The 19,949-nt window shown below is 66.2% G+C and carries 16 protein-coding genes; 8 read left to right on the top strand and 8 right to left on the bottom strand.

The window, feature by feature from the left end; genetic code table 11:
• Positions 1 to 300: 300 nt before the first annotated feature.
• The 5 genes from MJ601_RS11510 to MJ601_RS11530 form a co-directional block, all read right to left on the bottom strand.
• Positions 301 to 1,308 carry an aldo/keto reductase gene (locus tag MJ601_RS11510; protein WP_242126491.1) on the bottom strand — a complete coding sequence of 336 codons (1,008 nt, stop codon included), beginning with the start codon at positions 1,306 to 1,308 and terminating at the stop codon, positions 301 to 303.
• A 1-nt stretch (position 1,309) separates the two neighbouring features.
• Positions 1,310 to 2,479 (bottom strand): 4-hydroxybenzoate 3-monooxygenase, encoded by a 1,170-nt coding sequence (gene pobA, locus MJ601_RS11515; protein WP_242126493.1) that lies wholly within the window; start codon positions 2,477 to 2,479, stop codon positions 1,310 to 1,312.
• A 157-nt stretch (positions 2,480 to 2,636) separates the two neighbouring features.
• Complete coding sequence (locus MJ601_RS11520) at positions 2,637 to 5,060, bottom strand: hypothetical protein (RefSeq protein WP_491572909.1); 2,424 nt, start codon at positions 5,058 to 5,060, stop codon at positions 2,637 to 2,639.
• A gap of 159 nt (positions 5,061 to 5,219) precedes the next feature.
• Positions 5,220 to 5,936, bottom strand: coding sequence for an HAD family hydrolase (locus MJ601_RS11525; RefSeq protein WP_242126498.1), 717 nt, complete (start codon positions 5,934 to 5,936; stop codon positions 5,220 to 5,222).
• An 83-nt stretch (positions 5,937 to 6,019) separates the two neighbouring features.
• Entirely contained in the window at positions 6,020 to 6,421 is a 402-nt protein-coding gene (locus MJ601_RS11530) for a DUF2147 domain-containing protein (RefSeq protein ID WP_242126501.1), read from the bottom strand.
• A 67-nt stretch (positions 6,422 to 6,488) separates the two neighbouring features.
• Here MJ601_RS11530 and MJ601_RS11535 point away from each other — a divergent pair, with 67 nt between their 5' ends.
• Positions 6,489 to 7,187 (top strand): methyltransferase domain-containing protein, encoded by a 699-nt coding sequence (locus MJ601_RS11535; protein WP_242126503.1) that lies wholly within the window; start codon positions 6,489 to 6,491, stop codon positions 7,185 to 7,187.
• On the opposite strand, the gene MJ601_RS11540 is transcribed toward MJ601_RS11535, so the two are convergent.
• Both MJ601_RS11540 and MJ601_RS11545 read right to left on the bottom strand, forming a co-directional pair.
• Entirely contained in the window at positions 7,117 to 8,253 is a 1,137-nt protein-coding gene (locus MJ601_RS11540; protein WP_242126505.1) for an NAD(P)/FAD-dependent oxidoreductase, read from the bottom strand. The genes MJ601_RS11535 and MJ601_RS11540 overlap by 71 nt on opposite strands.
• A complete protein-coding gene (locus MJ601_RS11545) occupies positions 8,253 to 9,329 on the bottom strand; it encodes a type III polyketide synthase (RefSeq protein WP_242126507.1) in 1,077 nt (358 codons plus the stop codon). Before MJ601_RS11545 ends, MJ601_RS11540 begins: the two co-directional genes overlap by 1 nt.
• Positions 9,330 to 9,681: 352 nt before the next feature.
• Here MJ601_RS11545 and kdpF point away from each other — a divergent pair, with 352 nt between their 5' ends.
• The 6 genes from kdpF to MJ601_RS11575 are packed head-to-tail and all read left to right on the top strand — an operon-like array spanning position 9,682 to position 17,567.
• Positions 9,682 to 9,771: a K(+)-transporting ATPase subunit F gene (kdpF, locus tag MJ601_RS11550; protein WP_242126509.1), complete on the top strand. Its 90-nt coding sequence runs from the start codon at positions 9,682 to 9,684 to the stop codon at positions 9,769 to 9,771.
• A 16-nt stretch (positions 9,772 to 9,787) separates the two neighbouring features.
• The gene (kdpA, locus tag MJ601_RS11555) at positions 9,788 to 11,491 is read left to right on the top strand and encodes a potassium-transporting ATPase subunit KdpA (RefSeq protein WP_242126511.1); all 1,704 of its coding nucleotides are present in this window, start codon (positions 9,788 to 9,790) and stop codon (positions 11,489 to 11,491) included.
• Between the two features lie 11 nt (positions 11,492 to 11,502).
• Positions 11,503 to 13,539: a potassium-transporting ATPase subunit KdpB gene (gene kdpB, locus MJ601_RS11560; protein WP_242126514.1), complete on the top strand. Its 2,037-nt coding sequence runs from the start codon at positions 11,503 to 11,505 to the stop codon at positions 13,537 to 13,539.
• 12 nt (positions 13,540 to 13,551) lie between these two features.
• The gene (gene kdpC, locus MJ601_RS11565; protein WP_242126515.1) at positions 13,552 to 14,139 is read left to right on the top strand and encodes a potassium-transporting ATPase subunit KdpC; all 588 of its coding nucleotides are present in this window, start codon (positions 13,552 to 13,554) and stop codon (positions 14,137 to 14,139) included.
• Positions 14,136 to 16,832 (top strand): sensor histidine kinase, encoded by a 2,697-nt coding sequence (locus MJ601_RS11570; RefSeq protein WP_242126516.1) that lies wholly within the window; start codon positions 14,136 to 14,138, stop codon positions 16,830 to 16,832. The genes kdpC and MJ601_RS11570 overlap by 4 nt, the downstream gene beginning before the upstream one ends.
• Positions 16,833 to 16,871: 39 nt before the next feature.
• Complete coding sequence (locus tag MJ601_RS11575) at positions 16,872 to 17,567, top strand: response regulator (RefSeq protein WP_242126518.1); 696 nt, start codon at positions 16,872 to 16,874, stop codon at positions 17,565 to 17,567.
• A 3-nt stretch (positions 17,568 to 17,570) separates the two neighbouring features.
• Here MJ601_RS11575 and MJ601_RS11580 read toward each other — a convergent pair whose 3' ends face one another.
• Positions 17,571 to 19,466, bottom strand: a complete 1,896-nt coding sequence (locus tag MJ601_RS11580) for a potassium transporter Kup (protein WP_242126520.1) — start codon at positions 19,464 to 19,466, stop codon at positions 17,571 to 17,573.
• A gap of 213 nt (positions 19,467 to 19,679) precedes the next feature.
• Here MJ601_RS11580 and MJ601_RS11585 point away from each other — a divergent pair, with 213 nt between their 5' ends.
• Entirely contained in the window at positions 19,680 to 19,946 is a 267-nt protein-coding gene (locus tag MJ601_RS11585; protein ID WP_242126523.1) for a hypothetical protein, read from the top strand.
• Positions 19,947 to 19,949: the final 3 nt, after the last annotated feature.

Genomic DNA, 19,949 nt, shown 5'->3' on the forward strand with positions numbered 1-19,949 from the left:
GCCGACGCCTAGAAGCCGTCAGAACCCGGGGCCGCCGCCCACATGTCCCTTCATCTTTACCTACAATGTCAAAGAGCCGACCAAAATCAGAAGCGGACAACCAACTATCCTCGAACTTTCGTGCGAGGACTTGGTCGTCCTTGATATTGGCGACCGATCGAAGCGAGAACCAGTGGCGCTCACCGCGTCGGTGGAGTGGCATCTAGGCGCGTCGGATGAGTCGGTCAACAGGAAAAATCACGGGCTTATCATTTTTCTGAAAACCAACGGAAAAGGAGAGTTGACGCTCCCCCTCTCCCTTCAGGCCAGCGGTTCACCGGCCCAGGTTTCCGTGTCGATCTGGGCCTGCGCCTCCTTGGGATAGCGGGGGCCGGACACCGCCTCCAAGGTGAAGATCGCGTCCATCGCCGCAAACAGATCATCGGAGAGGTGGAGCGAGAGCGTCGCCAGATCCTCGTCCAGATGGGCGATGCTGGTCGTCCCGGGAATCGGGATCACGAAATCCCGCCGCGATAGCAGCCAGCCGAGGCAAAGCTGGGCGGCCGTGCAGCCCGCCTGATCGGCAAGCCGCTTGAGTTGCCCTGCCAGAGCGAGGTTCGCCTCCAGATGCGGCGGTTGGAACCGGGGCATCGAGCCACGGATATCACCCTGCGGCACGCCCTGCGGTCCCACATTGCCCGCCAGCAGCCCGCGGGCCAGCGGCGAAAAGGCGACGAAGCCCACGCCCAGTTCCGCGCAGGCATCCAGCACCGCCACTTCGGCATTGCGGGTCCAGGGCGAATATTCGGTCTGCATCGCGGTGATCGGATGGACCCCATGGGCACGGCGCATGGTCGCCGCCGACATTTCCGAAAGGCCGATCGCACCGATCCTGCCCGCCTCGACCGCGCGCGACAGGGCACCGACAGACTCCTCGATCGGCACCTTGGGGTCGAGCCGGTGGAGATAGTAAAGATCGATATGATCGGTCCTCAGGCGCCGGAGCGAATCCTCCAGCACCCGCGCGATCGCTTCAGGAGAACCGTCCAGTCCACGCTTGCCGTCAATCTCGCCCAGCACGCATTTGCTCGCCAGGGTGAATTCGGCGCGGCGATGCATCAGCGTCCGCCCGACCAGTTCCTCATTGGCGCCAAAGCCGTAAAGCGCCGCCGTATCGAAGAATGTGACCCCCGCATCCAGGGCATGGAGCAGCAGCCTTTCCGCCTGCTCCGGCTCCGGCCGGGGGAGATAGGCATGGCTCAGATTCATGCAGCCCAGGCCAATGGCCGAAACAGTGTAGGGTCCAAGCTTCCGGGTGGGCAAAGTCATATCAGAGCGGCAATCCTACATAATTTTCCGCGATCGAGGTCTGCGCCGCGACCGAGGACGCGATATATTCCAGATCGGCGACCTGCATCCGGCGATCGAACGCATCATTTTCCGGAAAGCGGTGCATCAGCCTGGTTAGTTGCCAGGAAAAGCGTTCGGACTTCCAGACGCGGGCCAGCGCCTTGTCCGAATAACCGGCAATCGCGTCATTGTCATGGCTCTTATAGTAGCGGATCAGCGCGTCGGAGAGGTAATGCACGTCCGAGGCGGCGAGATTGAGGCCCTTGGCCCCCGTCGGCGGCACGATATGCGCGCTGTCGCCCGCCAGCATCAGGCGGCCGTGGCGCATCGGCTCGAACACGAAACTGCGCAGCGGCGCGATCGACTTTTCCAGCGCCGGGCCGCGAATGATATGCGCGGCGGCATCGGGGCCGAGGCGGATCGCCAGTTCGTCCCACAGGCGGTCATCAGGCCAGTCCTCGACCTTCTCGTCCAGCGGCACCTGAATATAGTAGCGGCTGCGCGAGGCCGAGCGCATCGAGGCCAGTGCGAAGCCGCGCTCATGATTGGCGTAGATCAGTTCATGGTTGCAAGGCGGCACATCGGCGAGGATGCCGAGCCAGCCGAAGGGATAGAGCTTCTCATAGGCCGTCGCCACCTTGGCCGGGATCGCCCGCCGCGAGGGACCGTGATAGCCATCGCAGCCGCAGATGAAATCCGCATCGATGCGATGCGTCGCGCCGTCCTTCCGATAGGTGAGACAGGGCGCATCGCCGTCGATATCGAACAAGGCGACGTCCGACGCCTCATAGACGATTTCCAGCCCACGCTGCGGCGCTGCTTCCATCAGGTCGCGGGTGATTTCGGTCTGGCCGTAGACCATGACATGCCGGCCAGTGAGCGCAGCGATGTCGATGCGGATCAGCCGTTCGCCATCGGCCAGATGGAAGCCGTCATGCGGCAGGCCTTCCGCGTGCATGCGCGCGCCCAGCCCCAGACGATTCATCAGATCGGTGGTGGTGCGCTCCAGCACACCGGCCCGGATACGGCCGAGCACATAATCAGGCGCCGCCCGCTCGACGATGACGGTTTCGATGCCCTCCGCGCGCAGCAGATGGCCCAGCAAAAGGCCAGCCGGTCCCGCACCCACAATCGCCACCTGCGTCTTCATGACTTCCCCTCCGGCAAGATAAGCTTTGCGCGCCATAGTGTCGCGCGGCCGTCGGGGCAGCCATGGGAAGAGCAACCGATTATTTGGATGATTCAACAGCTATCGGACACATATCGGCCCATGCGGAAGCCGTAGCTTTTTCCGTCGATATGGACGATCAGCCCGCGACCTTCGTTTCCAATATGACCGGCGCATCGCGCGCATCGCGCAGCCGGATATAGAGCTTGCCATCACCAGGCACCGGAACCGAAAGACTGGAACCGGTAAAGCCCTGCGCCACCGTCACCGGCTTTTCAAAGCCGGGCGCGGCCGCCACGGCATCGATCAGGAAAAGATCCCTCCCCCTGATCGTGCAGTCGGCCGCCTCACACTCGACCCCTTCGATATGGGGCAGCCGTGCCAGCGTCACCAGAGGTTGCCAATCGCTCGCCTCCCCGCCCCGCACCAGCCGGAAGCGCAGGGGACCGGCAGACGGGGCCAAGGCGACGGAATCCAGGCTCGCCACCGCGACGTCCGGCCCCGACAGGCGCAGGCCCGTGCCGCTTCCCAGCCGAACCGCCTTGCCGCCATCGGCCGGGGCGACTTCCAGCACATCGTCGGCCCGCAGCTGCGCGCCCGCATCCGCTCTTACCGAAAAGACCAGCCGCCCGTCATCAGGCAACAGATCGGCCCCGGAGACGATCAGCGGCCGCCCGTCCCGCACCGTGCCCGGCGTGATGCTCTTGTTCAATAAGGTCACACGCGGCCGGGCCTGATCGACGGTCATGGACAGATTGACCGTCCGCCCGTCCTTCAGCCTGACTCGCGCCGTCGCCTGATCGCCGGCCTTCAGCGGCGCGGCCTCACCCTTGGTCGCCAATTGCAGCCGGTCCACCGATCCGTCGCGCAAGAGTCCGCCGGGCTCGAAGGTCATCCCCGCCAGTTCGACGCTCGCCACCTGGTCCAGCCGCTGGCCGGACAGTTGCGCCACATGGTCACCGGCGTGAAGGCTGAGCGCATCCAGCCTGCTCGCCTGTGCATAGGCCTTGAGCGACAGGACGGACGGCGTCGGAATCCCCTGATATTTGATCTCTACCCGGATATCGCCCGGCCTGCGTTCGCCAAGCGGCAGGGTCAAGGCCAGCGTGTCCGTGCCCTGCACCTTCCAGCCCAGCGACTGCGCCGGCCCGTCGCCCTGCCGCAGGGTCACGCCCTCGACACAGGCAGGTGCTTCGCCGGTCAGGGTCAATATATTGTCGCGCCCGGCCACCAGGGCAGGCTCATCGCCCGCCACCTTCCATGCCGCATCACCGGGCAGTTGCAGGGTGAAATCCGGCCCCTCGAACCGATCGAAACCCCAATGGCCGTAAAGATGTCCCTTCACCGTGCCCTTGAAGGCCGCCGGCAGGGGATCGCCGCTGCGCACCACATAGCCGCCCCGGTCGGCGCGCGCATCGACCGGCAGTTCGACGGTCTCGCCACTGGCAGCGGTCAGCGCCAGCTTCATGTTCCGCGCATAGGCTGTCGAATAGATGAGCGGCGCACCCTCGACCGGCAGCACGATCCCCGGCCGGGCGGCGCAGATCGGACCGTCGGCTGCGCTGCGCAGGCGCGGCGGGCTGTCCGCCTCGATCGCGGGCATGCCGATCACCAGCACGGATTTGGGCTTTTTGAAGGACGGCGCCTTGTTGAGCAGCAGGGAGGCGGAATCGTCGCGCCGGATCGTCAGCGTGGGCAGATAGTCGAATTCCGGGTTGCTGAATGCGCCGAAAATCTTCGCCAGGTCGCGCACCACGCCGATATAGGGGCTGTAGAAGCCATAGCCCGCCTCCCGCGTGGAACTGAGTTGCAGCGCGAGGTCGGTGGGGGCGCCGGTCAGCGTTTCGGCGATGGAACTGCTGTGCACATCGGCCAGTACCAGCGTTTCGCGATTTTCCAGCAGACAACTGGCTTGAAGCTCCACCACCTTGGACAGGCATTCCTCATTCAGCTTCATCGACAGGCTGCGCGCCAGCGCCGGTGCGACCGAGCGGAGAAATTCGGGATGGGTGTTTTCCTGCGCCCGGATCGCCGCCATGAAGGCGTCCAGCCGCGACCGGTCGAGCGAGGCCTGATTGAGTTCCTGCGTCGCCCGGATGAACTCGCCCGGCTTGCCGCGCACGGCATCGGTGATCGTGCCCGCGGCGCCGCCCGTCTCCGGAACCATGAACAGCGTCATCTGCCGGGCGCCCTTGGGCACGGTCAGCGCCAGACTGTTATCCCTCGCCTTCTTCTTCCAGCTTTCGGCCGCCTTGATCCAGTCCTTGGGCGGCGGATTGGTCGCGCCGCGCAGGAAGGTGGACATGAGCAGATATTTCGCGCCCTGATCCTCGGGCAGATCGGCCCTGACGGCCAGCTTGTCGCCCTCGGCCAGGCTGGGTACCTGGGCGATGGGCAGGGTTTCCTGGCCCCGCGTCACCATGATCTTCAGCCCCGGCCCACCCAGCTCGAAGGGCGCAGGATCGGCCGCCTGCGCCGATGCAACCGACAGTGCGACGCCCGCCGCCGCGAAGGCCCAGCCCCGCAGGACGGGCTTTGTCTTCAAATGACCCGGCAACGGCATGGCGAGCGTCCCGCATTTCCCTTTTGGCAATCCAGACCCTCGCTGTCCCACATCGGCTCCCCAATTCCAAGAGCCCGAGCAATGCAACGGGCTTTGCGACGAAGAGGCTATGGTGCGGGACGAACGTCTGGGGTCAGAACCCGTTCATTGCGCCTGATGTCAGCCCTCGGGCGGAGGCAGGACCAGCGCGGCCAGTTCGTGCAGGCTCGGCAAAACCACCGCCACAAGATCCAGCTCCGCCTGTGTCGGCGGCAGGAGATTGGGCACCATCACGGTCGCCATGCCGGATGCCGCGGCGGACCGGACGCCCGCATAGCTGTCCTCCACCGCCACCGCGTCGCCGACCGCTACGCCCAGCCGCCGGGCCGCGAGCAGATAGGGTTCGGGATGCGGCTTGGGCCGGTCAACATCGTTGCGGGTCACGATCGCGTCGAAATAGTCCAGCAGGCCCGCCTTCTCCAGTCGCCGCTGGGCGTAGGGCGCCTCGGTCGAGGTCGCGATCGCCATGGGAATGCCTGCCGCCGCCAGTTGGTCCAGCACGGGCTCGACGCCGGGCCGCATCGGGATGGCGGCCTCCAACGCCGCCTCGAACAGCCGGTCTGCATCGGCATAAAATTGTTCCAGCGGGAAATCGGCGCCGAAACGCTCCATCAGCATGATGCGGTTCGCATCGCGATGGATACCGACCATGGCGAGTTGCACTTCGTCCGAAAAGGGCCAGCCCAGCGCTTGCGCCGCCTGCGCCATGGTGCGGCGATGCTCTGCCTCCGTATCCAGCAGCGTTCCGTCCATGTCGAAGATCACCGCCCGCACCGGATCGGGCAGGCGGCGGTTCGCCATGGTGGGCTGGGCGGCGGGAAGGGTCGATATCGTCATGGCGCCAATGTGAGACTTTGCCCCGCATTTTGCGAGTGCATAGAGCAAGCGGGCAGATGCAAAAGCATGAGACGCGGCATTTTTTAACGGATGCGGGTCCAGCGGCGCGACTGACAGAGGAAGAGAACGCAGCCCGTCACCTTGAGCGCCCCGTCGGGATAGAGTTCCAGCGTCGAGCGATAGGATTGTCCCGACTTCGGGTCATAGGCCCGCCCTCCCTTCCAGACCGATCCGTCGCGCGTGAAACCCCACAGGGTCTGCAAGCCGACGATCGGTTGCCGCCGCAGCCTGGGATCGGGATTGTTGACGTCGGTCGCCGGCACATTCGGCCCCTTGTCGAGCACCCGCGCGATCCGGCCGCACATATGGGTGCCGCACGGTGCGATCTGGACCACGCCCTTCTGGTCGTCCGTCAGCCAGCTTCCCTCTATGGTTGTCGCGGGAAAGGCCGCGGCCAGCAGCAGCAGGGCAGAGGAAAATCCCATGACGTCACCTCTTTATGCGGGAATGGGGGGTAGGATATAGAAGTGGGAAACAGCCAAGGAGCGCATCATGGCCGACCTCTCGATCCGTTCGCGCCAGGAAGAACAGATGGATGCGCCGGATCTGGACCCCGCCGTCTATGCGCGCGTGCTGCACGATCTGGCGCGGGTCAATCGCTGGACCTTCACGGCTTGGCCGACCATCGCCTTCCTCAATCGTGCGATCGGCCAGGCCCGGCATTTCCGCCTGCTGGATGTGGGCTTCGGCGATGGCGATGTGCTGCGCGCCGTGGCCCGCTGGGCAAGGCGCCGGGGGATCAAGGCGGAGCTGATCGGCGTCGACCTCAATGAGAAAAGCCTCGCGGCGGCGCGCGCCGCGACCCCGCCGGACCTGGCGATCGACTATCGCACGGGAGACTATCTCGACCAGCCGGAGGCCTTCGACTTCATCATCTCCAGTCAGGTGACCCATCACATGACGGACGCGCAGCTCATGACCTTCCTGCGCCATATGGAGGGCCATGCGCGCAGGGGCTGGCTGATCTGCGACCTGCACCGTCATGGCTTTGCCCATTGGGGCTTTCCCATCCTGGCCCGGCTGCTGCGCGTCCACCGGATCGTGCGGGAGGACGGGCAGCTTTCCATCGCCCGCTCCTTCCGCCCCGGCGACTGGGCGGCCCTGTTGCCGCAGGCAGGCATCAGCCCCGACCAGGTGAGGATCGTGCGCCGCTTCGCCTTCCGTCTCTGCGTGGAGCGGATATGCGGGTGAGCAGCGCCGCCTGCGCGCCCAGCCCCGGCATCCATTGCAGCAGGCGCATCAGCCCGTCGCGCATGCCCGGCCGCGCCGCGCCGTGGCGCAGGGCTTCCGCGACGACGACCGGCCAGCGGCTGCGGCGGTGCCACCGGCCCTGCCATTCGACCGCTGCCTGCGCCCCTCCGGCGAGAAAGGCCTGCGCCGCGCCCGTCCCGCTGGCAAGGGCGATGGCGATGCCGTCGCCGGCGAGCGAGGCGATCACCGCGCCCTGGTCCCCGATGCGGAAAATGCCCGGCTGGCCCGCCGCCGCCCGCCAGCCATAGGGCACGCCGGCGATCGCATCGAAATGGGCCGGAACCTCTCCTCCCATGCGTCCGGCAAGACGCGGCGCCTGCTTCATGATGTCGCGCATCAGCGCGGCCACGCCGCCCGCCGCGCCCAGCCGTTCCCGCGCGACCGAGAGGCACAGATTGGCGGTTCCGTCCTCCTGCACCAGAAGGCCCGCATAGCCGCCGTCGAACAGGTGCATCTCGATCACGCCATCCAGGTCGTCGCTGCCCGGTATCACGGCGCGAAGGCCGACGGCGGGCGCCTCCCCACGCCCCTTCAGGCTGCGCGCCAGCCCCCGCAGTTCATGTTTGCCGGTCGCCAGGAACAGGGCCTCGCCCGCCATCTCCTCGCCATCGTCGAAGCGCAGGGATCGGCGCAGCGGATCGGCCGCCCTCACCGTGCGGCCACGGGTGACGATGGCGCCCATCATCTGCGCCCGGCCGATCAGCGCCTCATCCAGCAACCGGCGCGACAGTCCCGCCGCGCGCTGCGGCAGGGGGAGCTCCACGCTGCGCTCGCCCGCGAGCAATCGCAGCCGTTCGATCGGCCGTCCACCCAGGGCAAAGGCATCGACCCCCAGATCGCGCAGCGCCGCCAGCGCATCCCAGCCCAGGAAGCCGCCGCAAACGCTGTCATGCGGCAGAGCATGGCGTTCGACCAGATGCGGCGCGACGCCCGCCCGTGCGAGCGTGATCGCGGCGGCTGCGCCCGCCGGTCCGCCGCCAACGATCAATGCGGGCAGGCGCGACATCACAGCACGCCTTCGAACCGGAACCCCTCCGCCGCCAGCCCCGGCCCGAATGCCAGCGCCACGCCGCGCCGCACGTTCCGCGTCGCGTCGGCCAGCATGTCGCGCAGGATGAACATCAGCGTGGCGGAGGACATGTTGCCGAACCGCGCCAGCACGCTTCGGGAAGCCGCCAGCGCCGCTTCCCCCAGCCCCAGCCCATGTTCGACCGCATCGAGGATGGACCGGCCCCCGGCATGAACCGCCCAACCATCGACCGCGGCCGGATCGTCCGATCCCAATATGCGCCGCCGGACCGCTCCCTCGCCCAGCGCCGCCTGGATACGGCCCGGCACTTCCCCCGACAGGTGCATGACAAAGCCGCTGTCGCCAATGTCCCAGCGGATGAGGTCCGCCGAATCCTCCAGATTGAGCGAAAAGGGCTGACCGAGAACGACGCCCCGGTCTTCCGCCGTGACCAGCGCCGCTGCCGCGCCATCGCCGAATTGCAGCATCATCAGCAATCGCTCAATCTGTCTTTCCGGCTGGAAATGCAGCGAGGACAGTTCGACCGTCACGACCAACACCCGCGCCGCCGGTTCGGATCGGACGATATGGCGCGCCGTCCGCAGCGCCGCCACCGCCGCATAGCAGCCCATGAAGCCCACCAGCGTTCGCTCGACGCCCTCCAGCCCCAACCGCCGGGCGATGATCTGGTCGATGCCCGGTGCGATGAAACCGGTGCAGCTCGCCACCACCAGATGGCTGATCCGGTCGATCGCGACCTGCTCCCCCAACTGCCCGATCGCCTCCATGCAGAGGCCCGGCGCATGATGCGCATAATGGCGCATGCGCAGCGAGGTGGGCGGCATGGCGCCGGCATAGAAGCCGCCCGGATCGACCGGTGAGCCGCCTTCCGCGGTCAGTGGCAATACGCACCAGCGGCGGCCGATGCCCGAACGCTCCGCCATCCGCGTGAAAAGCTGCCGTTCCCGCGCGTCATCCAGCTGACCGATCGCCCATCGGACAAAGGAGGCATGCATCTCCTGCGCGGGTACGGCGCACCCGATGGCATTGATGCGGGCACGCGTGTCGTTCATCGGTTCGGCTTTACCTTGTCTCTCGGTGCGTTCTGGCTGTTAGTGCCTGAAAGCCTGAAAAAGGTTCACATAATTCTGTGACTTGCGCGATTTTTCGCGGGATGGGGATGAAAAGCGGGCAATTCATATGGAAACACTATGGCTCGCCTGATGCCGCTCTCTCGAATTCAAACGGCGTGACGCACTAATTGACGGGCGGCAGACGATTCGGTCCCGCATCCCGCGCGACATGCTCGCCTGCGGGAGTGTGTTTCATGCAGGACATCATCTGGATCGGCGTGATCCTGGGCTTGCTGGCAGCGACGCTCGGCTATGCCGCGCTGTGCGCAAGGGCTTGAGGGAGTCGATTGCCATGACCATCGACCTCTGGCTGGCGGCACTGACCGCCATCGGTCTTCTTGTCTATCTGGTGACCGTGCTCGCGCGCCCCGAACGCTTCTGACAGGGGAGGCGAACTCATGACATTGCAGGGATGGATGCTCATCCTCGCCTTTACCGGCATCCTACTCGCGCTGACCAAGCCCGTCGGGCTCTGGCTGTTCGCGCTGTATGAGGGGCGCAGAACCCCGCTCCATGCGCTGCTCGGCCCGGTCGAGCGGGGCTTCTATCGCCTTTCGGGCATAGACCCGGACGAGGAGCAGGGATGGCGGCGCTACGCCGTCCATATGCTGATCTTCAATACGGTCCTGCTGCTGCTCACCTATGCCGTGCTGCGGCTCCAGGACATGCTGCCGTTCAATCCACTGGGATTTGCCGGGACCAGCGAGCATCTGGCGTTCAACACGGCGATCAGCTTCACCACCAACACCAACTGGCAAAGCTATGCCGGGGAATCGACATTGTCGAACCTCGCCCAGATGCTCGGCCTTGTGATCCACAATTTCCTCTCCGCCTCCACGGGCATTGCGCTGGCCTTTGCACTGTTCCGGGGCTTTGCCCGGCGCGGTAGCCAGACCATCGGCAATTTCTGGGCCGACATGACACGGGTGACGCTCTATCTGCTGCTGCCCGCCTGCATCCTCTATGCGCTGTTCCTGATCGCCAGCGGCGTGCCGCAGACGCTCGCCCAATCGGTCGGCGTCACCACGCTGGAGGGTGCGAGGCAGACACTCGCGCTCGGCCCGGTCGCCAGCCAGGAAGCGATCAAGATGCTGGGCACCAACGGCGGCGGCTTTTTCAACGCCAACAGCGCCCATCCCTTCGAAAATCCGACCGCGCTCACCGATTTCGTGCAGATGCTGTCGATCTTCGTCATCGGCTTCGGCCTGACCTGGACCTTCGGCAAGGCGGTCGGCAACGTCCGACAGGGCTGGGCGATCCTGGCCGCGATGCTGACCATCTTCCTGGTCGGCGTCACCGTCACCTACTGGCAGGAGGCCGCGGGCAATCCCATCCTCCATCATCTGGGCGTCGCGGGCGGCAATATGGAGGGCAAGGAGGTGCGCTTCGGCATCGCCGCCTCGGCACTGTTCTCGGTCGTCACCACGGCGGCGAGCTGCGGCGCCGTCAATGCCATGCATGACAGCTTCACCGCTCTGGGCGGCATGATCCCGCTCATCAACATCCAGCTGGGTGAAGTGGTCGTCGGCGGCGTGGGCGCGGGCATCTATGGCTTCCTGCTGTTCGCCATCTTCGCCGTGTTCGTCGCCGGGCTGATGGTCGGCCGCACCCCGGAATATGTGGGCAAGAAGATCGAGAGCCGCGAGGTCAAGCTCGCCGTCCTCGCCATTGCCGTGCTGCCACTCATCATCCTTGGCTTTTCGGCGATCGCCTCGGTCCTGCCCGCAGGGCTGGCCGGGCCGCTCAACAAGGGGCCGCACGGCTTTTCGGAGATACTCTACGCCTTCACATCGGCCGTGGGGAACAATGGTTCGGCCTTTGCGGGCCTGACCGCGAACACGCCCTTCTATGACGCCATGCTGGGCGTCGCGATGTGGATCGGCCGCTTCTTCATCATCGTGCCGATGCTGGCGATCGCAGGGAGCCTCGCTGCCAAGAAATATACGCCCGAAACGGCGGGCAGCTTCCCCACCACCGGACCGCTCTGGACCGGGCTGCTGGTCGGCATCGTGGCTGTAGTCGGCGGCCTTACCTTCCTGCCCAGCCTCGCCCTTGGTCCCATCGCCGATCATCTCGCGATGATCCATGGCCAACTCTTTTAAGGATCATCCCGATGGCCCGATCCGCCGAGAAATCCATCTTCACCGCAGAGCTTATCCTTCCCGCCTGCCGGGATGCCGTCAGCAAGCTCAATCCCACGAAGCTCATCCACAATCCCGTGATGTTCACGACGGCGGTCGTTGCGCTGTTGTTGACGGTCTTGCTGGGGATCGGCCAGGACAGGCTTGGCATCGGCTTCAAGTTGCAGCTTGTTGTCTGGCTGTGGCTGACGGTCCTGTTCGGTACCTTCGCCGAGGCGCTGGCCGAGGGGCGCGGCAAGGCGCAGGCCGCATCCCTGCGCGCGGCCAAGGCGGACCTCACCGCCCGTCGCATGCGGGGCGACAGCAGCGAAACCATTCCCGCCAGCCTGCTCCGACAGGGCGATATCGTGCTGGTCCAGGCCGGCGAGCTGATCCCGGCGGACGGCGAAGTCGTGGCCGGCGTCGCGTCGGTCAACGAAGCGGCGATCACCGGCGAGAGCGCGCCCGTCATCCGCGAGGCGGGGGGCGACCGTTCCGCCGTGACGGCGGGCACCCGCGTCCTGTCCGACGAAATCCGCGTGCGGGTGACCGTCAATCCCGGCCAGGGCTTCCTCGACCGCATGATTGAGCTGGTCGAGGGAGCGGAACGGCAGAAGACGCCCAATGAAATCGCGCTGACCCTGCTGCTGGTGGGCCTCACCATCATCTTCCTGATCGCGGTCGGCACCATCCCCGGCTTTGCCAGCTATGCGGGCGGGTCGATCCCGGTCGCGATCCTGGCAGCGCTGCTGATCACCCTGATCCCCACCACCATCGCCGCGTTGCTGTCCGCGATCGGCATAGCGGGCATGGACCGGCTGGTGCGGTTCAACGTCCTTGCCAAATCGGGCCGCGCGGTCGAGGCGGCGGGCGACATTGATGTGCTGCTGCTCGACAAGACCGGCACCATCACCGTGGGCGACCGGCAGGCCACCGAATTCCGCCCGCTTACCGGGGTCAGGTCCGCCGATCTGGCCGAAGCCGCGCTGCTGGCCAGCCTAGCGGACGAAACGCCCGAAGGCCGGTCCATCGTGACCCTCGCCCGCGAGAAGATCGACCAGGCGGCCGCCCTGACCGAAGGCGCCCGGATCATCGCCTTCACCGCCCAGACCCGCATTTCCGGCGTGGAGACGGACGGCATGCGGATCATCAAGGGCGCGGTGGATTCCGTCCTGAAGGCCCTGACCGAAGGAACAGCCGCGCCCCAAGCGGCGGCCGGCGACGAAATCCGGCGCATCACGGACGAGATCGCCCGCGCGGGCGGCACGCCGCTGGCCGTGGCGAAGGACGGCAGGCTGCTGGGCGCGATCTTCCTCAAGGATATCGTCAAGGCGGGCATACGCGAGCGTTTCGGCGAACTGCGCACCATGGGAATCCGCACGGTGATGATCACCGGCGACAATCCGCTGACCGCCGCCTCCATCGCGGCCGAGGCGGGGGTGGACGATTTCCTCGCCGAGGCGACGCCGGAGGACAAGCTGGCCCTGATCCGCAAGGAACAGGAAGGCGGGCGGCTGGTCGCCATGTGCGGCGACGGCACCAACGACGCGCCCGCCCTTGCCCAGGCCGATGTCGGCGTGGCGATGAACACCGGCACGCAGGCGGCGCGGGAGGCGGGCAACATGGTCGACCTCGACAGCGACCCCACCAAGCTGATCGAGGTGGTGGGCCTGGGCAAGCAGTTGCTGATGACGCGCGGCGCGCTCACCACCTTTTCGGTCGCGAACGACGTCGCCAAATATTTCGCGATCATCCCGGCCATGTTCGTGGCGCTCTATCCGGGGCTGGGGATCCTCAACATCATGGGTCTCGCCAGCCCGCAAAGCGCGATCCTTTCGGCGATCATCTTCAACGCGCTGATCATCCCCTGCCTCGTGCCGCTGGCGCTGCGCGGGGTCACATACCGGCCGATCGGCGCCGGGCCGCTGCTGGCGCGCAACCTGGCCATTTACGGCGCAGGAGGGCTGGTCGCGCCTTTCGTGGGGATCAAGATCATCGACCTGGCCGTCAATGGCCTGAGCCTGGCCTGAGGAGATAATTCCATGTTCATCGACATCAAATCCTCGTTCCGCCCGGCGATCGTCATGACGCTGCTGTTCGCGCTGCTGCTGGGCATCGCCTATCCGCTGGCGCTGACCGGTATCGGCCAGGCGCTGTTCCCGCATCAGGCCAATGGCAGCCTGATCGAACAGGACGGCCGGACCATCGGCTCCGCCCTGATCGGCCAGAGCTTCACCAGCGCCCGTTATTTCCACCCCCGCCCGTCGGCGGCGGGCAAGGGCTATGACGGCATGGCCTCCTCCGGCTCCAATCTCGGCCCGGCGAGCAAGGCGCTCGCCGATCGGGTCGCGCAGGACATCAAGACCGGCGCGACGTCGCCCGGCCGCCCCATTCCCTCCGATCTGGTCACGGCCTCCGCATCGGGACTCGACCCGCATATCAGCCCCGATGCAGCCTATTATCAGGCCGACCGGGTCGCCAGCGCGCGCGGTCTGGCGCCTGCCACGGTCCGCAAGCTCATCGACGACAGCATCGAACGGCCCCTGTTGGGCTTCATCGGCGAACCCCGCGTCAATGTGCTGGAAATCAATCGACGGCTGGACCGGATTAGCGCTAATCAGAGCCGATGAACGAGCCGGACCGCCGCGATCCCGAAGCCTTTCTGCGCGCAGCCGCGCAGGAAGGCCGCGGCCGTCTCAAGATCTTCCTGGGCGCGGCGCCCGGCGTCGGCAAGACCTATGAAATGCTGACCGGCGGCATGCAGCGGCGCAAGGCCGGCATCGACGTGGTGGTCGGCGTGGTCGAGACCCATGGCCGCCGCGAGACCGAGGCGCTGCTTCATGGCCATGAGGTCGTTCCCCGCCGTACCGTCGAGCATCAGGGTCATGTCCTGAGCGAAATGGACATCGACGCCATCCTCGCCCGCCGTCCGCAACTGGTGCTGGTCGATGAGCTGGCCCACACGAACGCGCCGGGCAGCCGCCATCCCAAGCGTTATCAGGACATAGAAGAGCTGCTCGACGCGGGGATCGACGTGTTTTCGACCGTCAATATCCAGCATGTCGAGAGCCTGAACGATGTCGTCGCCTCCTTCACCCGCGTCCGCGTGCGCGAGACGGTGCCGGATTCGGTGCTGGAAAATGCCGAGATCGAGGTGGTCGATATCCCGCCGGACGAACTGATCGAGCGGCTGAAGGAAGGGAAGGTCTATATTCCGGCCGAGGCCAGCCGGGCGCTCAACCATTTCTTCTCCAAGTCCAACCTGACGGCCCTGCGCGAAATGGCGCTGCGCCGGGCGGCGCAGGCGGTCGACGCGCAGATGCTGGATTATGTCCGTGCCCATGCGCTGGCGGGCAGTTTCGCCGCAGGCGAGCGGGTGCTGGTCGCCATCAGCGAACTGCCGAGCGCGCAGGGCCTGGTCCGCGCCGCCAAGCGGCTGGCCGATGCGCTGAAGGCGCCATGGACGGCGGTGCATATCGAAACCCAGCGCAGCCTGCATTTTTCCGCCGAAGAGCGCGCCCAACTGGCAGACACCATGGCGCTCGCATCCCGGCTGGGCGCCGTCACCGCGACCATCCCGGCGCCGACCGTGGTGGAGGGGCTGCGGCTTTACGCCACCGACGCCCGCGCGACGCAGATCGTCATCGGCAAGGCATCGCGGTCCTGGTGGTTCGAACTGCGCCATGGCTCTGTCGTCGACCGGCTGGTCCGGGGCATGGGCGACGTGGCGATCCATGTCCTGCCCAATGACGAGACGGCGCCGCCACGCCCCGCCACCGCCGCGCTGCGGGCCGGTCCCTGGGGCAAGCCCACCGACTATGTCTGGTCGACGCTGATGATCGCGCTGATGACGGCGATCGGGCGGCTCGCGGTCCAGAGCATCGCGCTCGGCAATATCGCGCTGCTCTATCTGGTGCCGGTGATGTTCGCCGCCGCCAGTTTCGGCCTGCGCGCCGGGCTGTTTTCAGGGCTGCTTTCCAGCCTTGCCTATAATTTCTTCTTCCTGCCGCCGACCGGCACGCTGACCGTCAGCAATCCGGAAAATGTCATCAGCATCCTCGTGCTGCTGGGCGTCGCCATCGTCACCAGCCAGTTCGCCGCCCGCGTCCGCGCGCAGGCGGACATGGCCCATCGCAGCGCCCGGCAGAATGCGGCACTGGCGGGCTTTTCCCGCCAACTGAACGCCGCCGCCACCCAGGAAGAACTGATGCAGGCGATCTGCGGGGAGGTCAGCCGCCTGTTCGACGTGCGCACCGTGCTGCTGCTCCCTTCCTCCGACGGCCCGCAACTGCGCGCCGCCGTGCCGCCGGAGGACCGGCTGGAGCATATCGAGCGGGCCGCCGCGCAATGGGCGATGGACAATGACCAGCCCGCCGGGCGCGGTTCCTCTACCCTGACGGCATCGGACTGGCTGTTCCATCCGTTGCGCACCACGCGGGGAAGGCCGGGCCGTGGCGTGCTGGGGGTGCTGGGCCTCGCCCGCGAGGACGCGGGGGAACCGCTGCGGTCCGATCAGCTGCCATTGCTGATGAGCCTGCTCGATCAGGCCGCCATCGCCTTCGACCGCATGGCGCTGGAGGAGGAGATGCTGGACGCCCGGCAGGTCCGCGAGCGCGACCGGCTGCGCTCCGCCCTACTCTCCTCGGTCAGCCATGATCTGCGCACGCCGCTCACCACCATCATTTCCGCCGTGCATGAACTCAAGCGGCAGCCATTGCCGGTTCCGGCCAGCGAACTGGCCGACACGGTCGAGGCGGAGGCGGATCGGCTCAAGCGCTTCGTCGCCAATCTGCTCGACATGGCGCGGGTGGAAGCGGGCGCGCTGCCGCTGAAGACCGAGCCGACCGACCTGTTCGACGCGGTCGCCGGGGCGGTGCACGACACCCGCCAGTCGCTCGCCGGGCATGAGGTACGCGTCGATATCGTGCCCGACATTCCGCTGGTGCGGGTCGATCCGACATTGCTGCACCACATCCTCATCAACCTGCTCGACAATGCGGGACGCTATGCCGATCCCGGCACGGCCGTCACCATACGGGGCGAGCGGCTGCCCGACGCCATCGCCTTGTCGGTGATCGATCAGGGACCGGGCATCCCGCCGGGCAGCGAGGCGCGCATCTTCGACACCTTCACGCGGGTGGAGGGGTCGGACCGGGCCAAGCATGGCACCGGCCTTGGCCTTGCCATCGTCAAGGGCTTTGCCGACGCGATGGGCCTTGGCATCGCCGCAACCAACCATGATGATCCCGCGGGCGCCCGTTTCACCCTGAGCTTCCCGCAGGCGCTGATCCTTTCCCCCCTGCCTGAAGAGGGGCTGATATGAGAAGGCTGACATGACGGACCCGACAGGAGGGACAAGGGCATGACCACCCGCCACAAGGCGCTGATCATCGACGACGAGCCGCAGATCCGCCGCCTGATCCACGCCGCGCTGACCCGCGCCGATTATGCGACGATGGAGGCCGCCGATGCCCGCGCGGCGCTGGACATGATGGGGCAGGAGCGGCCGGATGTCGTGCTGCTGGATCTGGGCCTGCCCGACCGGGACGGGCTGGAGCTGGTGCCGCTCATCAAGCGGCAATGCGACGCTAGCCTGATCGTCATATCGGCGCGCGAGGCGACCGAGCAGAAGGTGGCGGCGCTGGATCTGGGGGCGGACGATTATCTGACCAAGCCCTTCGATACTGAAGAACTGCTGGCGCGCGTGCGCGTGGCGCTGCGCAACCGGATGACCAGGGATGGCGGCGCGACCGCCGTGCGCGCGGGCGACGTGACGATCGACCTGATGGCGCGGATCGTGACCAAGAACGGGCAGGAAATCCACCTCACCCCCAAGGAATATGCCGTGCTGGCGCGGCTTGCCCGATATCCCGGCCGCGTCATCACCCACCAGCAGATCATGGCCCATGTCTGGCCGCATGAGCATGAGCATCATGTCGAATATCTGCGCGTGCTGATCCGCACCCTGCGCCAGAAGCTGGAGGATGATCCGCAGCGGCCCCGGATCATCGGCAATGAGCTGGGGATCGGATACCGGCTGCGGGAGGGGGAGGCGTAACGGTCAGATTTCGACCTGCGACCCCAGTTCGACCACGCGGTTGGTCGGCAGCTTGAAGAAATCCATCGGCGTCACCGCATTGCGCATCATCCAGGCGAACAGCTTTTCGCGCCAGATCGCCATGCCGGGCTTTTCCGACGGGATCAGCGTCTGGCGGCTGAGGAAATAGCTGGTGTCGCTGATATTGATCGGCCCGCCACAGCCGCTGACCGCCTTCATCGCGGCAGGCAGGTCGACCTCCTCCATGAAGCCGTGGCGCAGCACGACGCGGTAGAAGCCGGAGCCCAGGTCATCCACCTCCGCCCGGCCGTGCAGGGGAAGGTGCGGCACGGCCTCGGTCTTCACGGTCAGGATGATGATCCGCTCGTGCAGGATCTTGTTATGCTTCACATTGTGCAGCAGCGCGGGCGGCACGCCCTCTATCCGGGAATTGAGGAAGATGGCGGTGCCCGGCACGCGCTTCAGCGACTTCGCGACGGACTGGATGAACAGTCCCACGTCCATCGCGCCGTCCATCAGGTAGAAATTCATGATCCTGCGGCCGGTGGACCAGGTGGTCAGCACCACGAACACCAGTGCCGCGACCAGCAGCGGGAACCAGCCGCCGTCGGGAATCTTGGTGGCGTTGGACAGGAAATAGACGCCGTCAACGGCCAGGAACAGGCCCGTCACCCCCCCGGCCACCAGCGGCGGCCAGCGCCACACGCTGAAGGTCAGCACGCCCAGCATGCAGGCGGTGATGACCATCGTTCCGGTGACCGCGATGCCATAGGCGGCCGCCAGATTGCTGGACGACTGGAAGCCCAGCACCAGCAGCACGACGAACAGCAGCAGCGCCCAGTTGACCAACGGCACATAGATCTGCCCCGCGGCAGCCGCGCTGGTATGGGCGATCTTGAGGCGGGGGAGGAAACCGAGCTGCACCGCCTGCTGCGTCACCGAGAAAGCGCCGGAAATCACGGCCTGGCTGGCGATGATCGTCGCCACCGTGGCCAGCATGACCAGCGGCAGCCGCGCCCATTGCGGCGCGAGCAGGAAGAAGGGGTTTTCCGCCGCTTGGGGCTGGTCCAGCAGCAACGCGCCCTGCCCCATATAGTTGAGCAGCAGGCAGGGCAGCGCGGCATAGAGCCAGGCGATGCTGATCGCCTTGCGCCCGAAATGGCCCATATCGGCATAGAGCGCCTCGGCCCCCGTCACCGCCAGCACCACCGACCCTAGGGCCAGGAAAGCCAGCTTCGGGTCGAGCAGGAAGAAGCGCAGCCCCCAGACCGGATTGACGATGCCGATGATTTCAGGATGGCGGGCGATGTTCCCCAGCCCCAGCGCCGCCAGCACCAGGAAATAGACCGCCATGACCGGCCCGAACATGGCGCCGACGCGCGCCGTGCCATGTTTCTGGATCAGGAACAGGCCGATCAGGATGACGATGGCGATGGGCAGGACGAAGGGCGCGAAGCCGTCGTTCACCACCTCCAGCCCCTCCACCGCCGACAGCACCGAAATGGCTGGGGTGATGATCGCGTCGCCGTAGAAGAGGGCCGAGGCGAGCACGCCCAGTATCGCGATCCACGGCGTCCACCGGCTCGTGCCCGGCCTGCGCGAGATCAGCGCGAGCAGCGCCATGCTGCCGCCCTCGCCATGATTGTCGGCGCGCATGACGATGAACACATATTTGACCGTGACGATCAGCGTCATCGTCCAGAAGATCAGCGACAGCACGCCATAGATATGGGCCGGATCGACCGCGAGCGGATGGTGGCCGACGAAGCTTTCCTTGAGGGCGTAGAGCGGCGAGGTGCCGATGTCGCCGAACACGACCCCCAGCGCCCCCAGGGCAAGGACCGGCAATTTGTCCTGCGGACGGCCATGGCCCGCCCCATCGCCCGTCTGATCCGTCATCTGCCAGTTACCCGCTGTTATCGGCCCCGCCCATTGCACAGAGCCGCATAGCTTTTCCAGTGCTGCTTTGTGCGATCGGCATAGGATTCGCATAGGATTGCCTGAAAAATCCGTCGAATCCTATGCGATTTCAACGGAAAACACGGCATCTCGCTCTCGATAAGCTATGCCCTGATGCGTAATTGAGCGTCCTCCCGGATGGAGGAAGCCGTCATGACAGGCTGGTATGACCATTGGATCGCGAAGACGGGTCTGCGGATCGCGGGCCTGATGTTGCTGGCCTCCGCCTGGCCGGAGGAGAATATCCTGCACCGGATGGTGATGGAGCATCCTGCGGCGGGCATGAGCGTTGGACAATATCTGCTGGGGGCGCTGCTGTTCCTGAGCGCGACGTCGGGGGCCGCGCTGACCGCCATGGGTCCACGTCTGTGGAAGCCGGTGCCCCTGTCCGCCCGCTGGTCGAGCAACGGCCGGAAATAGCCG

The organism is Sphingobium trunci, from assembly GCF_022664535.1.
In the GTDB taxonomy this organism is placed as follows: domain Bacteria; phylum Pseudomonadota; class Alphaproteobacteria; order Sphingomonadales; family Sphingomonadaceae; genus Sphingobium.

What these genes read in the sequence shown, in the direction of transcription:
- MJ601_RS11545 (WP_242126507.1), bottom strand. Translation starts at nt 9,329, where the DNA reads ATGAACGACACGCGTGCCCGCATCAATGCCATCGGGTGCGCCGTACCC.
- MJ601_RS11535 (WP_242126503.1), top strand. Translation starts at nt 6,489, where the DNA reads ATGGCCGACCTCTCGATCCGTTCGCGCCAGGAAGAACAGATGGATGCG.
- kdpB (WP_242126514.1), top strand. Translation starts at nt 11,503, where the DNA reads ATGGCCCGATCCGCCGAGAAATCCATCTTCACCGCAGAGCTTATCCTT.
- MJ601_RS11540 (WP_242126505.1), bottom strand. Translation starts at nt 8,253, where the DNA reads ATGTCGCGCCTGCCCGCATTGATCGTTGGCGGCGGACCGGCGGGCGCA.
- MJ601_RS11575 (WP_242126518.1), top strand. Translation starts at nt 16,872, where the DNA reads ATGACCACCCGCCACAAGGCGCTGATCATCGACGACGAGCCGCAGATC.
- MJ601_RS11525 (WP_242126498.1), bottom strand. Translation starts at nt 5,936, where the DNA reads ATGACGATATCGACCCTTCCCGCCGCCCAGCCCACCATGGCGAACCGC.
- MJ601_RS11570 (WP_242126516.1), top strand. Translation starts at nt 14,136, where the DNA reads ATGAACGAGCCGGACCGCCGCGATCCCGAAGCCTTTCTGCGCGCAGCC.
- MJ601_RS11585 (WP_242126523.1), top strand. Translation starts at nt 19,680, where the DNA reads ATGACAGGCTGGTATGACCATTGGATCGCGAAGACGGGTCTGCGGATC.
- pobA (WP_242126493.1), bottom strand. Translation starts at nt 2,479, where the DNA reads ATGAAGACGCAGGTGGCGATTGTGGGTGCGGGACCGGCTGGCCTTTTG.
- MJ601_RS11530 (WP_242126501.1), bottom strand. Translation starts at nt 6,421, where the DNA reads ATGGGATTTTCCTCTGCCCTGCTGCTGCTGGCCGCGGCCTTTCCCGCG.
- kdpC (WP_242126515.1), top strand. Translation starts at nt 13,552, where the DNA reads ATGTTCATCGACATCAAATCCTCGTTCCGCCCGGCGATCGTCATGACG.
- kdpF (WP_242126509.1), top strand. Translation starts at nt 9,682, where the DNA reads ATGACCATCGACCTCTGGCTGGCGGCACTGACCGCCATCGGTCTTCTT.
- MJ601_RS11520 (WP_491572909.1), bottom strand. Translation starts at nt 5,060, where the DNA reads ATGCCGTTGCCGGGTCATTTGAAGACAAAGCCCGTCCTGCGGGGCTGG.
- MJ601_RS11510 (WP_242126491.1), bottom strand. Translation starts at nt 1,308, where the DNA reads ATGACTTTGCCCACCCGGAAGCTTGGACCCTACACTGTTTCGGCCATT.
- MJ601_RS11580 (WP_242126520.1), bottom strand. Translation starts at nt 19,466, where the DNA reads ATGACGGATCAGACGGGCGATGGGGCGGGCCATGGCCGTCCGCAGGAC.
- kdpA (WP_242126511.1), top strand. Translation starts at nt 9,788, where the DNA reads ATGACATTGCAGGGATGGATGCTCATCCTCGCCTTTACCGGCATCCTA.